Source organism: Psychrobacter sp. APC 3279 (genome assembly GCF_030407795.1).
Taxonomy (GTDB): domain Bacteria; phylum Pseudomonadota; class Gammaproteobacteria; order Pseudomonadales; family Moraxellaceae; genus Psychrobacter.
Genome location: NZ_JASDCR010000029.1, coordinates 1 through 18,498 on the forward strand (window position 1 = coordinate 1; position 18,498 = coordinate 18,498).

General features: G+C 42.3%; 12 protein-coding genes and 2 pseudogenes. 6 read left to right on the plus strand and 8 right to left on the minus strand.

Annotated elements, in window-relative coordinates; all coding sequences use genetic code 11:
* Positions 1-96 precede the first annotated feature (96 nt).
* Positions 97-606 carry a hypothetical protein gene (locus QL898_RS13235; protein ID WP_290177124.1) on the minus strand — a complete coding sequence of 170 codons (510 nt, stop codon included), beginning with the start codon at positions 604-606 and terminating at the stop codon, positions 97-99.
* Positions 599-2,035 (minus strand): site-specific integrase, encoded by a 1,437-nt coding sequence (locus QL898_RS13240; protein ID WP_057758735.1) that lies wholly within the window; start codon positions 2,033-2,035, stop codon positions 599-601. Before QL898_RS13240 ends, QL898_RS13235 begins: the two co-directional genes overlap by 8 nt.
* A gap of 267 nt (positions 2,036-2,302) precedes the next feature.
* Here QL898_RS13240 and QL898_RS13245 point away from each other — a divergent pair, with 267 nt between their 5' ends.
* Both QL898_RS13245 and QL898_RS13250 read left to right on the plus strand, forming a co-directional pair.
* A complete protein-coding gene (locus QL898_RS13245; RefSeq protein ID WP_057758737.1) occupies positions 2,303-3,247 on the plus strand; it encodes an Arc family DNA-binding protein in 945 nt (314 codons plus the stop codon).
* Between the two features lie 106 nt (positions 3,248-3,353).
* A pseudogene (locus QL898_RS13250) lies at positions 3,354-4,102 on the plus strand (IS5 family transposase).
* A 300-nt stretch (positions 4,103-4,402) separates the two neighbouring features.
* Here the strand turns inward: QL898_RS13250 and QL898_RS13255 are convergent.
* Positions 4,403-6,562 carry a protein-disulfide reductase DsbD domain-containing protein gene (locus QL898_RS13255; protein WP_057758740.1) on the minus strand — a complete coding sequence of 720 codons (2,160 nt, stop codon included), beginning with the start codon at positions 6,560-6,562 and terminating at the stop codon, positions 4,403-4,405.
* Between the two features lie 113 nt (positions 6,563-6,675).
* On the minus strand, positions 6,676-7,557 hold the full coding sequence (locus QL898_RS13260) for an IS982 family transposase (RefSeq protein ID WP_057758743.1): 882 nt from the start codon (positions 7,555-7,557) through the stop codon (positions 6,676-6,678).
* 218 nt (positions 7,558-7,775) lie between these two features.
* On the opposite strand from QL898_RS13260, the pseudogene QL898_RS13265 reads away from it, so the two are divergent.
* Positions 7,776-9,000, plus strand: a pseudogene (locus QL898_RS13265) (IS3 family transposase).
* A gap of 140 nt (positions 9,001-9,140) precedes the next feature.
* Here the strand turns inward: QL898_RS13265 and lnt are convergent.
* Positions 9,141-10,709 carry an apolipoprotein N-acyltransferase gene (gene lnt / locus QL898_RS13270; RefSeq protein WP_101204322.1) on the minus strand — a complete coding sequence of 523 codons (1,569 nt, stop codon included), beginning with the start codon at positions 10,707-10,709 and terminating at the stop codon, positions 9,141-9,143.
* Positions 10,710-10,948: 239 nt separating this feature from the next.
* Here lnt and QL898_RS13275 point away from each other — a divergent pair, with 239 nt between their 5' ends.
* Together QL898_RS13275 and QL898_RS13280 are read left to right on the plus strand one after the other, a co-directional pair.
* On the plus strand, positions 10,949-11,593 hold the full coding sequence (locus tag QL898_RS13275; RefSeq protein WP_101204321.1) for a DUF411 domain-containing protein: 645 nt from the start codon (positions 10,949-10,951) through the stop codon (positions 11,591-11,593).
* Positions 11,594-12,389: 796 nt separating this feature from the next.
* Positions 12,390-13,112 carry a CHAP domain-containing protein gene (locus QL898_RS13280; protein WP_068405068.1) on the plus strand — a complete coding sequence of 241 codons (723 nt, stop codon included), beginning with the start codon at positions 12,390-12,392 and terminating at the stop codon, positions 13,110-13,112.
* 116 nt (positions 13,113-13,228) lie between these two features.
* Here the strand turns inward: QL898_RS13280 and QL898_RS13285 are convergent, their stop codons facing one another.
* The 3 genes from QL898_RS13285 to cadR form a co-directional block, all read right to left on the minus strand.
* A complete protein-coding gene (locus QL898_RS13285; RefSeq protein ID WP_290177125.1) occupies positions 13,229-14,410 on the minus strand; it encodes a cation diffusion facilitator family transporter in 1,182 nt (393 codons plus the stop codon).
* Positions 14,411-14,675: 265 nt separating this feature from the next.
* The gene (locus tag QL898_RS13290) at positions 14,676-15,428 is read right to left on the minus strand and encodes an IS5 family transposase (RefSeq protein ID WP_191114789.1); all 753 of its coding nucleotides are present in this window, start codon (positions 15,426-15,428) and stop codon (positions 14,676-14,678) included.
* A 192-nt stretch (positions 15,429-15,620) separates the two neighbouring features.
* Positions 15,621-16,031: a Cd(II)/Pb(II)-responsive transcriptional regulator gene (gene cadR, locus QL898_RS13295; RefSeq protein ID WP_007394845.1), complete on the minus strand. Its 411-nt coding sequence runs from the start codon at positions 16,029-16,031 to the stop codon at positions 15,621-15,623.
* 142 nt (positions 16,032-16,173) lie between these two features.
* Here cadR and QL898_RS13300 point away from each other — a divergent pair, with 142 nt between their 5' ends.
* Positions 16,174-18,390, plus strand: a complete 2,217-nt coding sequence (locus QL898_RS13300; RefSeq protein ID WP_290177126.1) for a heavy metal translocating P-type ATPase — start codon at positions 16,174-16,176, stop codon at positions 18,388-18,390.
* Positions 18,391-18,498: the final 108 nt, after the last annotated feature.

Genomic DNA, 18,498 nt, shown 5'->3' on the forward strand with positions numbered 1-18,498 from the left:
AACCAGACTAGAATCCAAAAGGGTTTAGGCTATAAAACGCCAAGACAGGTATGGTTTGACTTTTATCGTCAGGCTGCGTAACTAAAATCTCCCAAGTCAATGTCTACAGATTTGACAGCATAGGTCATTTAGCTTGTCATAAAGAGTTGTAGTGCTTATAGATTTTGCACCACTTAAACGCGCCTTTTGATAGAGATTAATTTGATAATATTTATAATTAGATGCTAAATCATCTAAAGTAAGAGGCTTAGAGCCTTCAAAATCACAAAAATCAAAAAAATATCTTAAATTATGAAGGTAACCTCGCACCGTTTCATCTCTCAACCCTTTTTGAAGGATTTCCCTAAGGTACCTTCTCAACCATTCTACACGTTCTATAGACAATGTTGATTCATCAACTAGGCCCGTAATATAGCTCTTAGTTTTATCTCGGGAATGACCAGAATCGTTCTCTCTATTGGTATAGCAGACTCTACCAATATCGACTTTAAAGGACACACCATCAGCTCTTGAACCTACAATTACTGTGTATTGAGGATCAACGATATCTTCTATTTGCTTAGTGCTTATCTCAATAAGCTGCCTGTCATTGAAAGAATTAGACATTATATTCGCCCTTATCAAATGTTACGCCGAACGTATCTTGTATATCATTGAATTCTTTTACTTCCGAGTCGAATTTTAGATAGGCCTCAGTGGTTGTTAGGCTTCTATGGTTTAACCTTTGTCTGACATGATCAAATATCTTAGAATCAGGGTATTCCTTAGCTCTAAGGTTTCTTACGATATTCATCCCATAGGTAGCACGCAAATCATGGAATGAAAAATTTTGAAGACTTGGTTCAAATTTTTGAACCTTGGAAATGAATTTTTTTAATTCATTTCTTAAAGATTGGCCGTTTTTAGGTACCATAACGGGCGCTTCAGTGTTCCAAACTGGTTTAGGGTTGTTACGATTACGATCTATAATTTCTCTTTCAGCAGTTAAATAGGGGTTTCCAGTTCGAGTTAAAAACACATAGTTATCGTCAGTATTTGCATAAAAGCTGTTTATATTTTGTCTTCTATGTTCCGCTCTTTCGCAATCTATATATGTTGCTAAATGATCAATTAGGTTACGTGAAAACATTAAGCGGTTTAGTCGCCCACCCTTTGAATCTGTTCTGTATTTATATCCAGTATTTATCACGGCATAATTTGAATCAGCATTTTGTTCTAAGTAGTGGAGAGCAGTTTTGATACAAGCAATAGAGAGAGTGCATACGCTTTGTTGTCTAGCTCCTGTTCCGAGAGCTATTCTTATCATTAGCTCTAACTCTATTGACGCATAGTTTTTATCAAATGCCCTGAAAATAATTTCTTGTTCTTCAGAGCTTAAAGGACGCAGACTGCCTCCATCTCTCAACTTACCTAGTGATGGTAAGGGTTTTCTGCTGCTTCTTAGCTTGAGATCATTTGTAATAACACTAATATTCCTCATTATTCCTACATTATTATGAATAGGTATAGAAACCTTCCTTTCTCTAAAGGGCTTATTCTCTATATCAGACTGAGATACGAATGATTGATGCTGTATATAATTATAGAAATGAGCAACAGAGGACAGAATGTTATTAATGTATTGAGAGCTAAAGTCGTGCTGTTCTATTACAGCCTGTAAAAAAGCTTTGAATTTGCGAGGAACTCTTTGCTGATACTGGGTAGGTAAGTCTAAAAAGTGTTGGTTACTATGTTCTAGGTACTGTAGATAGTATTTTAGGTGGATAGCTCTTGCGGATAACGTTTTCATATTTGAAAGCGCAGGAGTGTCTAGTTGTCCCATGAGATATAGGTTACCTATTTTCCAAGGTAAACCATCTGATTGAATGATAACAGGCATTCTGAAGTGATAATCTGAGTTAGCTAAAGAGCTAAAAGTGTAATCGTAATCATTAGCCTGAGCAGTCTTTGACCAATTTGCATTCTGCAATCTAAACCGTCTTAGATAAATTACTTTTGCATTAGAGTCAAAAAGGTCTTTAAGAGAAGGTTTCATCTCTTTTCTAGTTCACTGAGTTCTTTGGCTTTAAACATAAGCTTTTCTATATATTGAGATAACGAATGGAACTGGTTCTTTGCATCATTTATGGCAAAATTCTTAAGTTCTTTAGGTACCCGGACGTTCATCTGAACCTTCTGATTTGACATGTATTTACCTCTTTAGGGTTTGTTACATAATATGATAGCATTATGCTATCATTGCCGCAAGTTCCTTATGGTAATATTATTTGTTTTAAATTCAATATTCTATTTGGGCTTTAAAATGTCAAAAAATGTGCAGTTTAATTTAAGAATTCCTACTGAATTGAAAGCCCTGATCTCCGATGCCTCAAAAGTTAGTGGACGTTCAATTAATGCCGAGGCACAGTATCGACTAGAAAAATCTTTTGAAGGTCAAGAAGGAAGTTATATCGAAGCTATCGACGATTTAAAGAGTTTTTTTGATGCTCATTTACGTAGCGATCGCTTAAATCTACTATCTGGCAAACTAAATTTCCTCTTGAGTGAAGCTAAGGCAACTGATAGTTTTCATACCCCAAGTATTTCTAGAGTTGCTGAGGCCCTGGGATACAATAGTGTGGGCGTTACTGAGGATTGGTTTGAAGGGCGAAAAGAGCCATCGTTTAACGAATTAGAAAAATTAGCCACATACTTTGGATGCCAAAAGAATTGGCTCGTTCATGATGAAGGAAGGCCTTTCGCAAAAGAAACATTTGAGTTTGGTTATGATATTGAAGAGAATGCTAGAAGCTTATTAAAAGGTAATAATGAAGATGAGGTTAAGTTGGTCTGGTTTGCTCGGAACAATACTGAAAACGGTGAACTAGTTATTATCAAGCATTACGATAGTTGGCATGGTTTGGTTCTAGACTCTCGTGTGCATGTCAGTGACAAAGTAGGTATAGGTGGCTCTGAAGACAGAGCGCTCCTATCCTTAACATTAAAGTATCTTTGTAAGTACCATATCTCAAAGATCAGAGGAGCAATAGTTTCAGAACCAGACTTTAACGAATTAATTTGGGCCAAACAAAATCCGATCAAAGTAATTGATAAGTATCGTCACAATTCTTGGATTGAAGATATTTGGGATAGGTCAATGTATTCAAAGAAAGCTAATAGTTACTGGAAAGGATGGAGTGAGATGTGCATGTCTAATGAACTTTATATTAGTGGACATGAGATTTTATCTAAAATATCTATAAAGTAATTTGAGATAAAATAAGTATGCCATACTAGGGCGTGTCATCAATTAGCATAGATATTTCAGAATAAGCTATACTTAGATCGTATTTAGGAATTTGAGCTCAATGACTATGACAAGACGACATGCCCTACGTGATGACCAATGGGAGAGAATTAAAGACATTCTACCTGGTAAACCAAGTGACGTTGGTGTTACTGCAAAGGATAACCGCTTGTTCGTAGAAGCGGTTCTGTACCGTTACAAGACCGGCATACCTTGGCGTGACCTACCTGAACGCTTTGGCGACTTCAGAGTGATTCATACTCGTTTTAGTCGCTGGTCAAAAAAAGGCGTATGGAAGCAGGTTTTTAATCAACTCTCTGAACAATCCGATGACGAATATGCCATGCTAGATGCCACGATTGTTAAAGCCCACCAGCACAGTGCTGGAAAAAAAGGGATCAAGCCATTGGACGCAGCAAAGGTGGACTGAAGACTAAAATACATACTCGAACAGATGCATTAGGCAATCCTACTGGCTTTTATCTAACAGGTGGGGCAGCTCATGACCTGTGTGGCTCAGATGAATTGCTTGATGTCAGTATTAGCCAAACGTGGCTTGCCGATAAAGCTTACGATGCTGATGCCCGCGTTATTGAACCGATTAAAGCAGTGCAAGGTAATGCAGTTATACCATCTAAGTGTCATCGGCTGCAGCCAAGAGACTTCGATAAAGAGCTTTATAAAGCGAGGCACCTAATAGAGAACTTCTTTGCCAAGATTAAGCAGTATCGTGCGATTGCCACTCGCTATGATAAGTTAGCCAGTCATTTCCTTAGTGCCATTCACTTAGTTTCTTGTGTCGTTTGGCTTAATTGATGACACGCCCTAAAGAAAATCAATAAATATGGACGTGCAAGGTAGCCATTACTCGTGGTAATGCGCCTTTAGCAATGTTGCTTTATTGTAATGAAAATAAGGGCACTATACTAGCGTTATTGCGAGCAAATACTGATGTAAATAATAAGGTAAGTAGTAATAAATAATGCTAAACCAAGGATTTAGCGTCTATGTTAAAAAGGCTATTTAGTAAGATTGAAAAAGACAACGTCCTATTATCAAAGGACGTTGTCTTTTTAATGGGTAGAAATGATGTGGAATTTATCTACATTTAAACGATTAATTTAGCGCGGTTAAGGTTTGCTCAAACGCTGCGCGCCCGATTTCACCCACTTGCTGATTGACCAATTGCCCGTCTTGATAATACAGCAATGCTGGCGGACCAAATAGTTTATAACGCGCTAAGATTGCTTTTGAATCAGCCGTAGTCTCCGTGATATCAAGTCTGACCAATTGCCAATCTTGCATTTGCGCAGGGCGATTATGAAATAAGTTTTTCTCCATAATCCGGCATGCAATACACCATTCGGCGGTGACATCGACCAGCACTTTAGGATTGGCGGCGACAATGGCATCTAACTCAGCAAGCGTAGTAACAGTTTTATCTGTTGCATTACTCATGGCTGGTTGATCAGCAGTCGTCTGCATCACCGGCGCGGCGCTTAATGACGCGAGCGGATGCAAGCTGTCGTCATTGCCCAATGCGGCGCCGACGATTAAACACGTCGCCCAAATACCAGCGATTAAGCCTAGCGCTTGGGTCAGCATCCGACCTTTGCCTAGCCAGCTCCACGCCCACATCGCCACGACCATAAACCACAGCGCCCAAACCATCAGCATCACAGGCGAGATAAAGACGCGTTCAATTAATAACAATGCCACGGCAAAAAGCAACAAAGCAAAGCCCTGCTTGACCCAATTCATCCACTCGCCTGCTTTTGGCATGATTTTACCTTGGGTCGCGCCAATTAAGATAAGCGGCGCCGATAAACCAAAACCGAGCATAAATAAAGCGGCAAAGCCAAGGAGCGGACTTCCAATCGTTGATACAGCAAGCAGCGCCCCAAATAAGGGTGCCGAAACGCATGGCGATACCACGAGCGCCGATAAGAATCCCGCAATTAAACTGCCACCCGTACTACCAAGTTTGCTATCCCCCGCTTGGCTTAGACCCTGCATTTTACTACTGATAAATCTCGGCAGACGAATGCTAAATACGCCCAACATATAAAGGGCTAATAAGACAAAAACGATGGCAAACCCAATTAAAATAATCGGATTTTGTAGCCAACCGATAATGCCTAACGATTCGCCAAATACCGCAATGACCGCGCCTAAAATACCATAAGCGATGGCAACACCAATAGCGTAGCTGGTCGTTAAAATAACACCGCGTTTTACCGTTGGATTGTCTTCACGCGCGACGATATTGGCAACAATCGGTAGCATCGGTAACACGCATGGCGTCAATGCCAAGACCAACCCTGCCAAGAACAATAACACCAATGCCAACCACGGATGCGAAGCTAAGCCAAAAGGGTCACTATTAATGGCGTTATCAACGACAACGGTATTGTTTGTTGCAGTTGTAGCGCTATCGTTTGCTGGCATATTACTTGTGACATTGTCGCCTACAACTTCTTCATCGGCACCAGAGATGGTATTGCTAGTACCAAGCTCTGCATCTAATGCTTCATCATCTAACAAAGCGTAATCAATCACCTCGTCATCTGGCGTAGTTTGCTCTGTAGCAAGACGATCAGTATCAGTCGCCTCTGTAGATGCTTGCGCAGTTTCTGCATTGCTGTTATTGCTCGCAGAAACTGTAGCAGTGCTACTTGAACTATTGGCTGCCGATTGTGACGCAGCAATTTTGACCGTGGTTTTTATTTTCTCCGGTGGATAACAAAGTCCTGCTTTGGCACAGCCTTGCCAACCTATCGTTACAGCGGCATTATTTATCGCCTTGCCATTACTACTGCTCAAAACGGTGCTAGCAACCATATTGGCTTGGTCAAAGACCAATACTTGACCAAAGGTCGGATCATCTATGGAGATAGGCTTTTGGCTAAAGCTAAAAGGTGCAGCGCTCACGCCAGCAGGCAACGTTAGCTTAATTTGGTCTTTATAAACATAGTGCTCAGGCGTAATGTCAAAGTTAATGGCTAAGCGCGTGCCATTATTGACAGGTTTACTACTGCTACTGACCTGAAACGCTTCATCAACAGGCAAAAATTTCGGTTGGGTCGCGCTTTTATCACTGCTAAATAAATCGCCCAATCCTGCCGCTTGCGATGCCACTGGCACGGCCGTCAGCCCAGTCGCTGCTAGCCCTGTCAATAATGAACCCGCGCTGAAAGCGAACGCCAACAGATAAGATTTTTTCGACGATTTATTTTGCGTTAATGACGGAGACTTTTCTGCGCTCTTAAGGGACATGAAGGGCTACCTATTATTTCCAATATTCGAATTGACCAATTCACTGTCTGTATGGACTTGTCTATTTACAACCCCAGTTCGGGATAAGCCACATTATAACTCATTGATACTATTTACAATGTTGCTACCTGTCCCTGCTGAGGCATATTTTTGATGGTGGGTTTATAGGGAAACCAGCAATAAGCAATTAAACCTGACAGCAAGTTTGTGATAAACCCCGTGACACTACGATGGCGTGAATGCTCAATCTGACACAAGTTTTTAAGCTCCCCAAACACCGTTTCAACCAAAGAGCGATGATTGAGTAGTGCCTCATCCATAGGCTCAAGTAATTGGGGTTTCATATTACGCCGAAGTTTCGTTATCAGCCTAGTATCACTGTGTTTTGTGAGCCACGCGTTTAGTGCTTTACTGATGTATCCTCTATCACCAAACAGCTTACCAAATAACGGCGTTGCCATATCCTTAACAGGCACTCTGTCATCCGTATTACCCGCAGTGACTTTAACAGATACAAGCTCGCCCTTATGATTGATAATGGCGTGCAGCTTAAAGCCATAGAACCAGCCCATGCTGCTTTTGCCTCGGGTTGCAAGTCCCTTAAAGACTTTATGACGGTAGATACGCTTGTTATGACAAACTGCTATCTTGGTTGAATCAATATAGCTGATACCCGTACAGTCGCCCATCATGCTTTGCAAGTAGCTGCACAGTGGTATGATACTGCGCGGTATAAGCTCTATAAATCGCGAGTAGCTCGGCAGATTTGGAAACTCCCGTTTCATCATGCCAAGCATGTGATGGTAGTAAAACGCCTTAAACTGTCGATAACGTAATTGATGAAACAGTATCAAGATGGTCATAATCTCTGCTACACTTATCTGGCATGCTCTTAACCTTTGGTGTCCCGTTGCGATTAAATGAGCGTCAAACTCAGGTTTGAATTGCTGATAAAAGTCGTCAATATGGCAGTATAGTTCGGTTAGGTTGTCCATGTAAGAAGTCCTTGTTGTGAAGTTTGTCTTGGTAAACTTACTTTAGCAACTTCGGACTTCTTTTTTTATTTTTTTTTTGAGCCCTTATCCCGAACTGGGGTTATATTATATACAACATACTACAATATACTATTAAGGGATACAAAATCATGGTGAGCTATGCTGAAGAAACCGTAGAGATAAACTTGGTAAACTAAGCGTATTGACAGGAGTTTACCATGACCAAGAAAGTAAGAACCTACAGTGACGAATTTAAAGCCGAGGCCGTCAAGAAGATATCAGACAATAATGGCAATATCTCAGCCACTGCAAAGCAGCTTGGCATTGCCATGCAAACGCTATCAAATTGGCATAACAAAGCCAATCAAGGCAAGCTTGTCGGCACAAAGCAATACGATCCTGATCTTATGAGTGCTCTTCAAGAAATAAAGCAGCTCAAGCGGCAGCTCAAAGTGGCTGAAGAGGAACGCGAAATACTAAATGAGGAGGGATAAAGCGAAGCACTGCTTCGCCCCGACGCAAGGGGAGAGCTATGCTCGAGTTGGCGACGGCGTACTTCGCGAGAAACAGCTAGTCAGGTACGCCTTTATCAAAGACAACCAGTTCCTCTTTCGCATCACCACTATGTGCCGTGTGTTAAGGGTTAAGCCATCAAGCTATTACGACTGGCTAAGTCGTGATCTCAGCGACCAACAGATACATCGCAACCAGTCTGAATTACTGGTTAAAGCGGCTCACAATGAAACGAAAGAACGTTATGGCGCAGATCGACTGCATGCTCATCTAAGCGAGCAAGGCCATAACATTAGCCTGTATATGGTAAGAAGCATCAAAGAGCAACACGGCATTAAATGTCGTCGTCATAAGCGCTTTAAAGTCACCACCGACTCCAATCACAACAAGCTGGTCTATCCAAACGTACTGGATCAGAAGTTTGATGCTAAGCGCCCTAACGAGTCGTGGGTCAGCGACATCACCTATATCTGGACGAATGAGGGTTGGCTGTACTTAGCAGGGGTCAAAGACTTATACACCAAAGAGCTTGTCGGTTACGCTATTAACAAGCGTATGACCGCAGATTTAGTTTGCAAAGCACTAAATATGGCCATCAAGAATAAACGTCCAAGCAAAGGGCTAATCGTTCATTCAGACAGAGGCAGTCAGTATTGCAGTCACGCCTACCACAAGACCATTAAGCAGCATCAATTTATAGGCTCAATGAGCGGCAAAGGCAACTGTTTCGATAACGCTCCGATAGAAAGCTTCTGGGGCGTATTAAAGAATGAGCTGGTATATCATCAAGACTATAAAACAAGGTTCACAGCCATCAATGATATTATCAGTTATATCGAGCTGTACTACAATCAGACGAGGATTCAAAAGGGTTTGGGCTATCAATCGCCAAGACAGGTGTGGTTTGATTATTATCGCCAAGCTGCGTAATTAAAATCTCCCAAGTTTATGTATACGGATTTGACGGCAGGGGTCAATAGTTTAAAACTTTTATATTTACGTGCGTTAGGACGTTACCTAGAAAAAATAAAAAACTTACGCTGATTAAATTATTATGATTAAGTTTACTATTACCCTCGTCTTCTAAGTGTGGTTAGACCTTTGCCAAAATAGCTTAGTAGTAATAACAGGGTTATTATTATCAAGATAGGATAATTTCCCATAAGCATAAAGGGCGTGTTACCAACCCGTGCCTGTATCTCACCACGTAGTACAGTACGCTCAAACTGCGGTGCGCGTTTTACAATACGACCTTTATGGTTAATGATAGCGGTAACACCAGTATTGGTCGCTCGAATAAACCAGCGCCCGTTCTCAAGCGCGCGCATTTGTACCATTTGCAAATGTTGCAATGGTCCTGCTGAAGTGCCAAACCAGGCATCGTTAGAGACGGTCAACAAAAAGTCAGTATCGATGGCATTTTTACGCGTGGTATCTGGATAAGCTACCTCATAACAGATAGCCGTCCCTATATTGTGTTCACGCACCTTTAGCGGTGACTGCTGATCACTACCACGACTATAGCTCTTAATATCCTGACTACCGGCCAAACTTGGGAAAATATCGAGCACGCCTTCAAATGGAATATACTCTCCAAAAGGCACTAGACGCTGCTTCTTGTATAGGCCTTCCGCTTCTACACCTCGAGCAATCACGCTATTGTAAAATGGGGGATACTTATCCGTACTGGCATTGAATGCCGCTTTATCCTTATAAGGGATACCAGTTATCCATGTCGTATTGGTCGCATTGGCCATTTCTATCATTTCACTAATAAAGCCCGCAGCCTCATCCTGAAACATCGGAATAGATGATTCAGGCCACACCACCACATCACGTCCCCACTCAGTGCGCGTTAACTTCGCATAAATCTTTAGCGTTTCTAATTGATATTGCGTCAGCCACTTTATATCTTGTGAAATATTACCTTGAATCAATGACACTGACAGATCAGGTGTGCCCTTAGGTTTTGTCCATTGCGGATTGACCAGCCATAATGATGTGCTAATGGCTAATAACAGTACAGAAACGACGGCATAACTACTGCGTCGAAGCAGTAGCTCTACTAAACTTGCAGCCAATAGTATGGCAACAAAAGAGACGGCAAAAACACCAGCAACGGGTGCTAAGGACGATAACCAATACTCTTCAGTAAATGCATAACCAACAAACAGCCACGGAAAGCCTGTGAATAACCAAGTTTTTAACCATTCTTGTAGCACCCAAAGAGCAGCAAATGAAAAGGGTTGTTTGCCTACCATACGGTTAAAGACTAGTGCTAAAAATCCATGAAACAGTCCCATACCGAGACCCATCAATCCAATCATAATCAATGCGAGCCACGTTGGAGTATCGCTATAATCATGGATGGCAGTATAGAGCCAAAAGCCGCCGACGCACCATAGCCCCATACCGTAAGCTTCACCGATAATAAAAGCGCGACGACCACTCATATTTGGTACCAACAGCGCATATAAAATCGCTGGTGACACTATTGCTAGCGGCCAGAACCCATGAGGCGCTAGCGCAAATAAAAAAATAGCCCCTGCAAGCCATGCTGCTACTAGCGTAAACCATAGCGGTAATTGATTTGAGTGAGTACTCAAACGCTTTTGTAGATTAATAGTAGACAGGCGCATCGCAAATTATCCAAAATTATGAGTTTTGAATTTTTAGTCAAAATCCAAAACTCGGATAGACCTGTTAATACTACAGGCAGCATTTCAAAATGAAAACTGCTTATGATACCAGTCCGCACTGCTCAATGGATAAATTTACGTACTCCGTTTGATGGGTTATTATGCTACATTACCAAACGATATGAAGTGTTACTTGACCTTCTATAGCTCACAATATCTACAGTACATGAGAGAGCACTATGACCCCCTTAAAAATAAAATCCAGTCTTATATTCAATCGTTATCTGTCTAAGGGGTTGCGTAGTACGTTAGTATTACTTGCCGCCTCATCACTATTTGCTTGTAGCCAACCGAGTAGTGGCGTATCTGATGCAAGCACAACATCGGCATCAACTGAAGATGTAGTGACTGTTCCGAAGACAGCTGAACCAAACGTTATAAATACTCCTATGATGACATCAGTAAGTAAACCAGACCTACTAAAAAACGTCTCAGCCACTGTCTATAAAGATGCCAATTGCGGCTGCTGTAAAGAATGGATAAGTCATGCAGAAGATAATGGTCTAAGTGCAACCGCGCAAGATGTTGCGGACTTAGCCGTATTTAAAGAGCGCTACAGCGTTCCAAATGAAATGCGTTCTTGCCATACTGTAGTCACTACTGATGGTTACGTCTTTGAAGGTCATGTACCCGCTAAATATATGGCGCAGTTTTTAGAAAATCCGCCAGTACAAGCTATGGGTCTTGCCGTACCTGGCATGCCTGTTGGTAGCCCGGGTATGAAGTATCAAAATAAATTCATGCCCTATCAGGTTATGCAACTCAATAAAGACGGGACGACCCAAGTTTATGCTGATATTGAATCGGTAGAGCAGCAATTATAGTGTGTTAGCAGTTAAGAATACTTTGATTATAGTGTTAGCGTTAAAAGCGAATGAAGCAAGTATAAGACTGTTCTATTGCTTATAAAATGATTCTTCATCAAAAAATTCATTAGCTATTGCGACTTTAAAATTAAAAATAACTTTGAATTTGTAACTTTTGATGACAATGTAAGCGGATTTATCGGTTATTAACCCTTAAAATAGATAAATAATTAAGGGTTAATACAAGAATATACAGGATGTATCGAAACAATTACGTAATATTACATAAGCCAGTAGGGAATTAACATCTATATTAATATTATAAATTATTATATTATCTTAATAATTAGTTAGACCCTATATAGGGTAATTACTTCATCCAATAGAAAAACGTCTGAGGGTTAAATCTAAATTATAGATTTAACCCTCAGACGTTTTTTTGCTTATAAAACAGTAGAAATTGTGGTCAATCTAGTCAGCTATATTCTGTACATGTTACACAAACTTACATTGTAAAATGTGGGATATTAGCAATTTTTTCGACATCAAAAAAGTATTTTTGGGGTTTTTAAGGGGAATGACAGGCTAAACAACCTATGCTAAAGTCGGCTTTGTGTTTTGGTCAGCAGCTTGATTTGTAACAGCTTCGTAAGACTTCAATGAGCTGTGATCGCCAATAATCATTTTTTATATGAATAATATGCAGCAGAAGTATCAGTCACTATGACATATATATACTTGAGTTATTGAGATTTAATTGACTGCGCTGTTGTTGATAACAGACGATTTTGAATTAACCGTAGGTATTAGATTTATGAAACAGGCTTTATTGATTTTGTCAGTACTGGGTATGGGCATAGCACAAACGAGTGGTGCTGCTATCACAATCTCTCAAACAAATAATACCATCACCAATACTTCTGTGGCATCAAACTACGGTTCATCAAAAAACATCTATAGCACCAAAAGTGGTGCTTATGTTTCTAATAATGATGAAATTAGTCAAGCAATTAGCAACCTAAGTGCGCAGGCCAAGCAAAAAGAGAATCAGCTTTCATCATTAAACAGCCGCTTATACGCTGAAAAACAACAGCAGCAAGTCAATAAGGTTCCTGACAGCAATTCAGCCCCCGCTATCGCTGCTGCTCGCGCCTCAAAAGTGGCTTTATCTGGCAGCTCTGGATATTGTGCCCGTTACGTACGTAAAGCACTACAATCAGCTGGTTATGAGTTCACTCCAAATCCTTCAGCCTATCAGTACGCTACTCGTGGCACACTTGAGAAAGCAGGTTTCAGCAAAATCAGCAATGATATGCCAACCCAAGTAGGTGATGTTATTGTCTATGATCGCTCATCAAAGCGTCCACATGGCCATATTCAAATTTTCGATGGTACAAATTGGATTTCTGACTTCCGTCAGAACAGCATCAGCCCATACAGTGGTGTCTATGCTTATACGACATGGCGCGATTCAAAATACGTGGATGACGCATCCGCATCAGATCGTAATATCTACCTTGCTATGAATGATAAATAAGACTTTCTAAGTCAGCACAACATAGTTGTTATTTCCTCCAACCCAGTAGGGCGTGTTGAACATTCACAAATAGTCTCTGTCAGTGCCATGGTTGAAGGTTCAACACGCCCTAGTGACTAGTGACTGTGCCCGATATGGTTATTCGCAGAGCTTTGCTGCTCTGATATGTCGCAGACCAATGCATCGCTATGGGCGCTGGTCTGCGGGTGTGACAAGCTTTCAACCTGAATGGTGGCGTGATGAATACCAAGCGCAAGCAACCCTTGCTCAAGATTGGCAATCAATACGCTGGCATCCGAGATTCTCATATCCCCATCGACCATCACATGGCAAGATAGCGCATTTAGCCCGCTGGTGATGCTCCAAATATGCAGGTCGTGGACTTGTTTTACTTGTGGATGGGCAAGCAGCTTGTCTTCCACATCTACCAGCGATATGCCTTCTGGCGTGCCCTCCATCAAGACATGTACCGAATCACGTACAACGCGGTAACCACTTACTAAGATAAGTACCGCGACGATCACCGACGCTGCGGCATCGGCCCAAACCCAGCCAAACCCCATCATCAGTAAAGCGGCGATGATCGCGGCGACAGAGCCCATCAAATCACTTAATACATGCAAGTAAGCGCTTTGCATATTGAGGTTGACAGGCTCTTTGGAATCATTGCTTTTATTTGCTTTTTCTTTATTTACTTTGTCTGCATTTGCTCCATGGCTGTGGGTGTGTCCATCGCTGCCGCTACTACCACGATGCATCAGCCAAGCGACCAAGATATTAACCAGCATACCGATGGTGGCGACGATTAGCATACCTTGGGTAGCAATCTCAGGCGGTGAGTTAAGGCGTTTGATCGCTTCATAAAAAATCATCAAGGCGATAATTACTAGCGTCGCACCATTGACGGTGGCCACGATAATCTCAAAGCGTTTATAGCCAAAGGTCTTTTGATGGGTGGCGGCTTTTTCGCCGATTTTAAATGCCATCAACGTCGCACCAAGGGCGATGGCGTCGCTGAGCATGTGTCCTGCATCAGAGAGTAACGCCAAGCTGCCTGTCAGTAAGCCACCAATCGCCTCGATAAACATATAGCCTGTGATGATCACAAAGCTAATCAGTAACGTACGCTGATAGCCTTTGGTATCTCTTGGTGCGGTGTTTTGCTCTAGGTGAGTGTCATGATCATGAGCGTCTTGATTGCCAGCAGTATAGTTACTATCGTTGTTTTTATTGACATCAATAGGCTCACTTGGAGGCAAATGCTTATTTTGCTTATGACTGGCATCTTCTTGACTCATAACGTTACTCAAATTTATTAAGACTTATGGTAAATAACTTCAAGGATTAATGATAAATCTAACATAGTCGAGTATTAGAAGCTGTAACGACGAGGTAAAAATGCAGCCAGTAAGCTATAGTCGATTCACTGCAAAAATGACATCGTGCTACTGGTATAAATTTTCCTTGCATGCTGTTATTACAGAGGCTGCGCAACATTCATTCCAGTAGCACTCTTCAATTTATCACCATGTTATTTTGAACTGACTAGGGCGTGTTGAACATTCATAATTTGAGCCAGATATAAGCACAAGCAAGAGCGACCGTATTTTCATAACTTTGCTTGAGCTTATCAAACCTGGTGGCAACCGCCCTATACTGTTTTAGTTTGGCGAAAGCATTTTCTACTAGATGCCTCGCTTTATATAAGTCCCAGTCCATATGGTCGTTAGAAGACTGAGTATTTCGTTTTCGAGGGATGTTATCCCGTGTCCCTGCTTGTTCAATATGCGCTCGTAGTGCATCAGAATCATAGCCTTTATCGGCACATAAAACCTCTGTGTTGCTCAAATTAACTTTGTCTACTAAGTCAGGTGCGACTTTAACATCGTGGGTCGTGCCATCTGACAAGATAAAGGTAATCGGATTGCCATGCGCATCTACTGCCAAGTGAATCTTGGTCGCGCGTCCTGCCACACTTTTACTAATGGATTGTAGGTTCTCATTGCCACCACTGCTGTGCTGATGCGCTTTAATATGAGTACCATCAATGAAGACCCACTCAAGGTCTGCGTCTTTGATTAATAAAGCAAACAGCGTAATCAGCTTATTACTACGAAACCAGCGCTGGTAAGCTTTATAGATGGTATTGGGCTTGCCAAAACACTCGGGTAAGTCGCACCAAGGACAGCCAACACGCATGCGATAAAGCACGCCTTCAACCGTTTGTCTAAGATTTCCTTTGTCATAGATATTAAGTTCTAGTAATATAGGTTTCAGTCTTGTCCAGTGTTCATCTTTGAGCATAGTGCGAGGCATAGCGAACGATATCTTTTTTGTGTGAGAACTTAAAGATTAACCGTTCGCTATTTTTTTTGCCATTAATTTGTCGCCAATGTTCAACACGCCCTAGTGATCTTAATATCATTGCTGGGTTTTTTTGTGCTTAACATCAGGGCGTATTTAACCTTTCATGATTTGATCCGTCAGAAATGAACACTACTGATATCATTACTCATGACAGGAGTTATCGACAAGCGCGTTTAAAATGCCACATGATGACGCTGGTGCACTACTTGCACATTTCTGGCGCAAAACGGTCAAGTGATGCTTTAAGTGCATCAGTTCTTCCATTCGTATTTCCACAGCATGAATGTGCTCATCTAGCAAGTTATTCACATCGCCGCAGTCCTTGTCAGGCGACTCCCAGTATTCAAGTAAGATTCGCACATCATCTAAAGCCATATCGAGCGTACGGCAATGTAGGATAAATTGTAGACGCTCAATGTGCTCTTCATTATATAAACGATAATTCCCTTCGCTACGAAAAGGCTCGGGTAATAAACGCTCTTTTTCATAATAGCGAATGGTTTCTACTGTGGCACCTGTGCGTTTAGCGAGCTCACCAATTTTGATTGTCATAACAACCTCTATGATTTAAATAATTAAAGTGGCTGTAAAGACTAGCGCTAGAGAAATTAAAATTACGAAACTGTAGATAAATAACCTTGACTCTAAAGCCACTATAGGGTTCATAATATCATTATTCAAAGGGTAAATTATTATGAAATATCATATTGAAGGTATGGACTGTGCCAGTTGCATCGGCAAGATTGAAACAGCTTTGAAACGTATGCCTGGGGTTTCTGATGTTCAGCTGAATTTCGCTACAGAAACGCTAGAGCTAAATTTAGCCCCTGGTGCGCCGACTCAGGCTAGTGATATCGAAAAAACAATCAAAAGCCTAGGGTTCGGCATCTCTGCCAATACTGGTCAACAAACTGTATCGGCTATTGATATTGACAGCGACAATCAGATGGCTCCGCAGGATAAGCAATGGTGGCAAACTCAAAAAGGCAAACAGGTTGTTGGCCTCGGTATTTTGATGGGCAGCGCTTATGCACTGTCACTACTGTTGCCCGCTTATGGGATATGGGTGTTTGCCATCGCTGTGATTGTAGGCGTTTTTCCATTTGCGCGCAAAGCCTTAGCACTGGCTAAAACAGGTTCATTCTTTTCAATTGAAACGCTGATGTCCGTCGCCGTGCTTGGCGCACTTATCATTGGTGAAGCTGAAGAGGCCGCAGCAGTTGTCTTTTTGTTCTCAATCGGTGAACTGTTTGAGAGTATCGCTGCTGATCGCGCTCGCGCTGGCATCAGAGCCTTATCATCGCTGGTTCCGAAAAGTGCAATTTTACTTGATGCTCAAGGTGGGCAGCGTAACGTTCCAGCGACTTCATTACAAGTGAATGACCTTGTGCTGGTGCGTCCTGGAGATAGGGTATCTGCTGATGGTTCCATTGTTCAAGGTGCGTCCAGCCTTGATGATTCGCCCGTGACGGGAGAGTCTGTTCCTGTTGCCAAGACGATGGGTGACAATGTATTTGCAGGGTCAATTAACATCGATGGTGTGCTCCAAGTGCGCGTAGAAAAGACAGCCGCCGATAACACCATTTCGCGCATTATTGAGCTGGTAGAGCAAGCCCAAGCCTCCAAAGCACCCACTGCCCGTTTTATTGAGAAATTCAGTCGCTATTACACACCGGCAGTGATGGCTATTGCCGCACTAATTATTATCATTCCACCGTTAGCCATGGGTGGAGATTGGTCGACTTGGTTGTATCGCGGTCTAGCACTGTTGCTGATTGCCTGTCCCTGTGCTCTTGTACTATCAACACCCGCTGCCATCGCCTCTGGTCTTGCTGTTGGTGCGCGCCGTGGCTTGCTGATCAAAGGCGGTAGTGCTTTAGAAACCATCGGCCAAGTGAAGACAGTCGCTTTTGACAAGACAGGCACTTTAACTGAAGGCAAACCACGCGTGACCGATGTTGTTGACATTACACAAGAGTATTCAAGTGTTCAAGGTCAGGATTCTCAGGATCAGGGTTCTCAAGGTAAAGATAAGGTATTGGCACTTTTTGCCAGTGTGGAGACTGGTTCTAGTCACCCACTTGCTGAAGCCATTGTCAGCCATGCTGAAGCCGCTAAAGTTGTTATACCTGTGGCTTCCAAAGCTTCTGCTACTGCGGGTAAAGCGGTACACGCAACTGTCGCGGAGCGCGCGCTAGCTATCGGTTCGCCTGTTTACGCAGCCGATGAGGCATTGATTTCATCCACACAACAGGCGCAAATTGAGGCGCTGCAAAATGAGGGTAAGACCGTCTCTGTTCTTTTCGATGAGCAAAACCGTGAAGTGCTTGGATTAATCGCGCTAAGAGACGAATTACGAGACGACGCTCATGAAGGTGTGGCTCAGCTCAAAGCGATGGGTGTGCGCTCCGTCATGCTAACAGGCGACAACCGCTTAACCGCTCAAGCACTTGCCAGTAATTTAGACGTGGAATGGGAAGCTGAGCTGTTGCCTGAGGACAAACTGCGCCTGCTTAACGAGATGAAGAACAACCGCAAAATAGCGATGGTTGGTGATGGTATTAACGATGCGCCAGCGCTAGCAACTGCCAATGTTGGCATCGCGATGGGTGGTGGTACCGATGTGGCCATTGAGACGGCCGATATCGCATTATTAAAAAGTCGTGTTACGGATATGGCTCATCTCATCGCACTTTCACGTGCCACCATGCGCAACATTCATCAGAACGTCATTTTCGCTTTGGGTCTCAAAGGCGTCTTTCTGATCACGACCGTATTCGGCATTACTGGACTATGGATTGCGGTTCTAGCTGATGCTGGAGCAACAGTGCTCGTTACTCTTAATGCGTTACGTTTACTGCGCTTTAAGGGAGCGCCTCCACTGGTAAATCCGCCTAAAGTAGTTAAATAAAACCCTTCGAAATCAATTAAAAACTAGAGATAGCAGCAGATTTCGGGGGTGGGTTCTAATAATAAAAATTCCACCGCCACAGTAAACTGCAACCGCATTAGAGTAAAT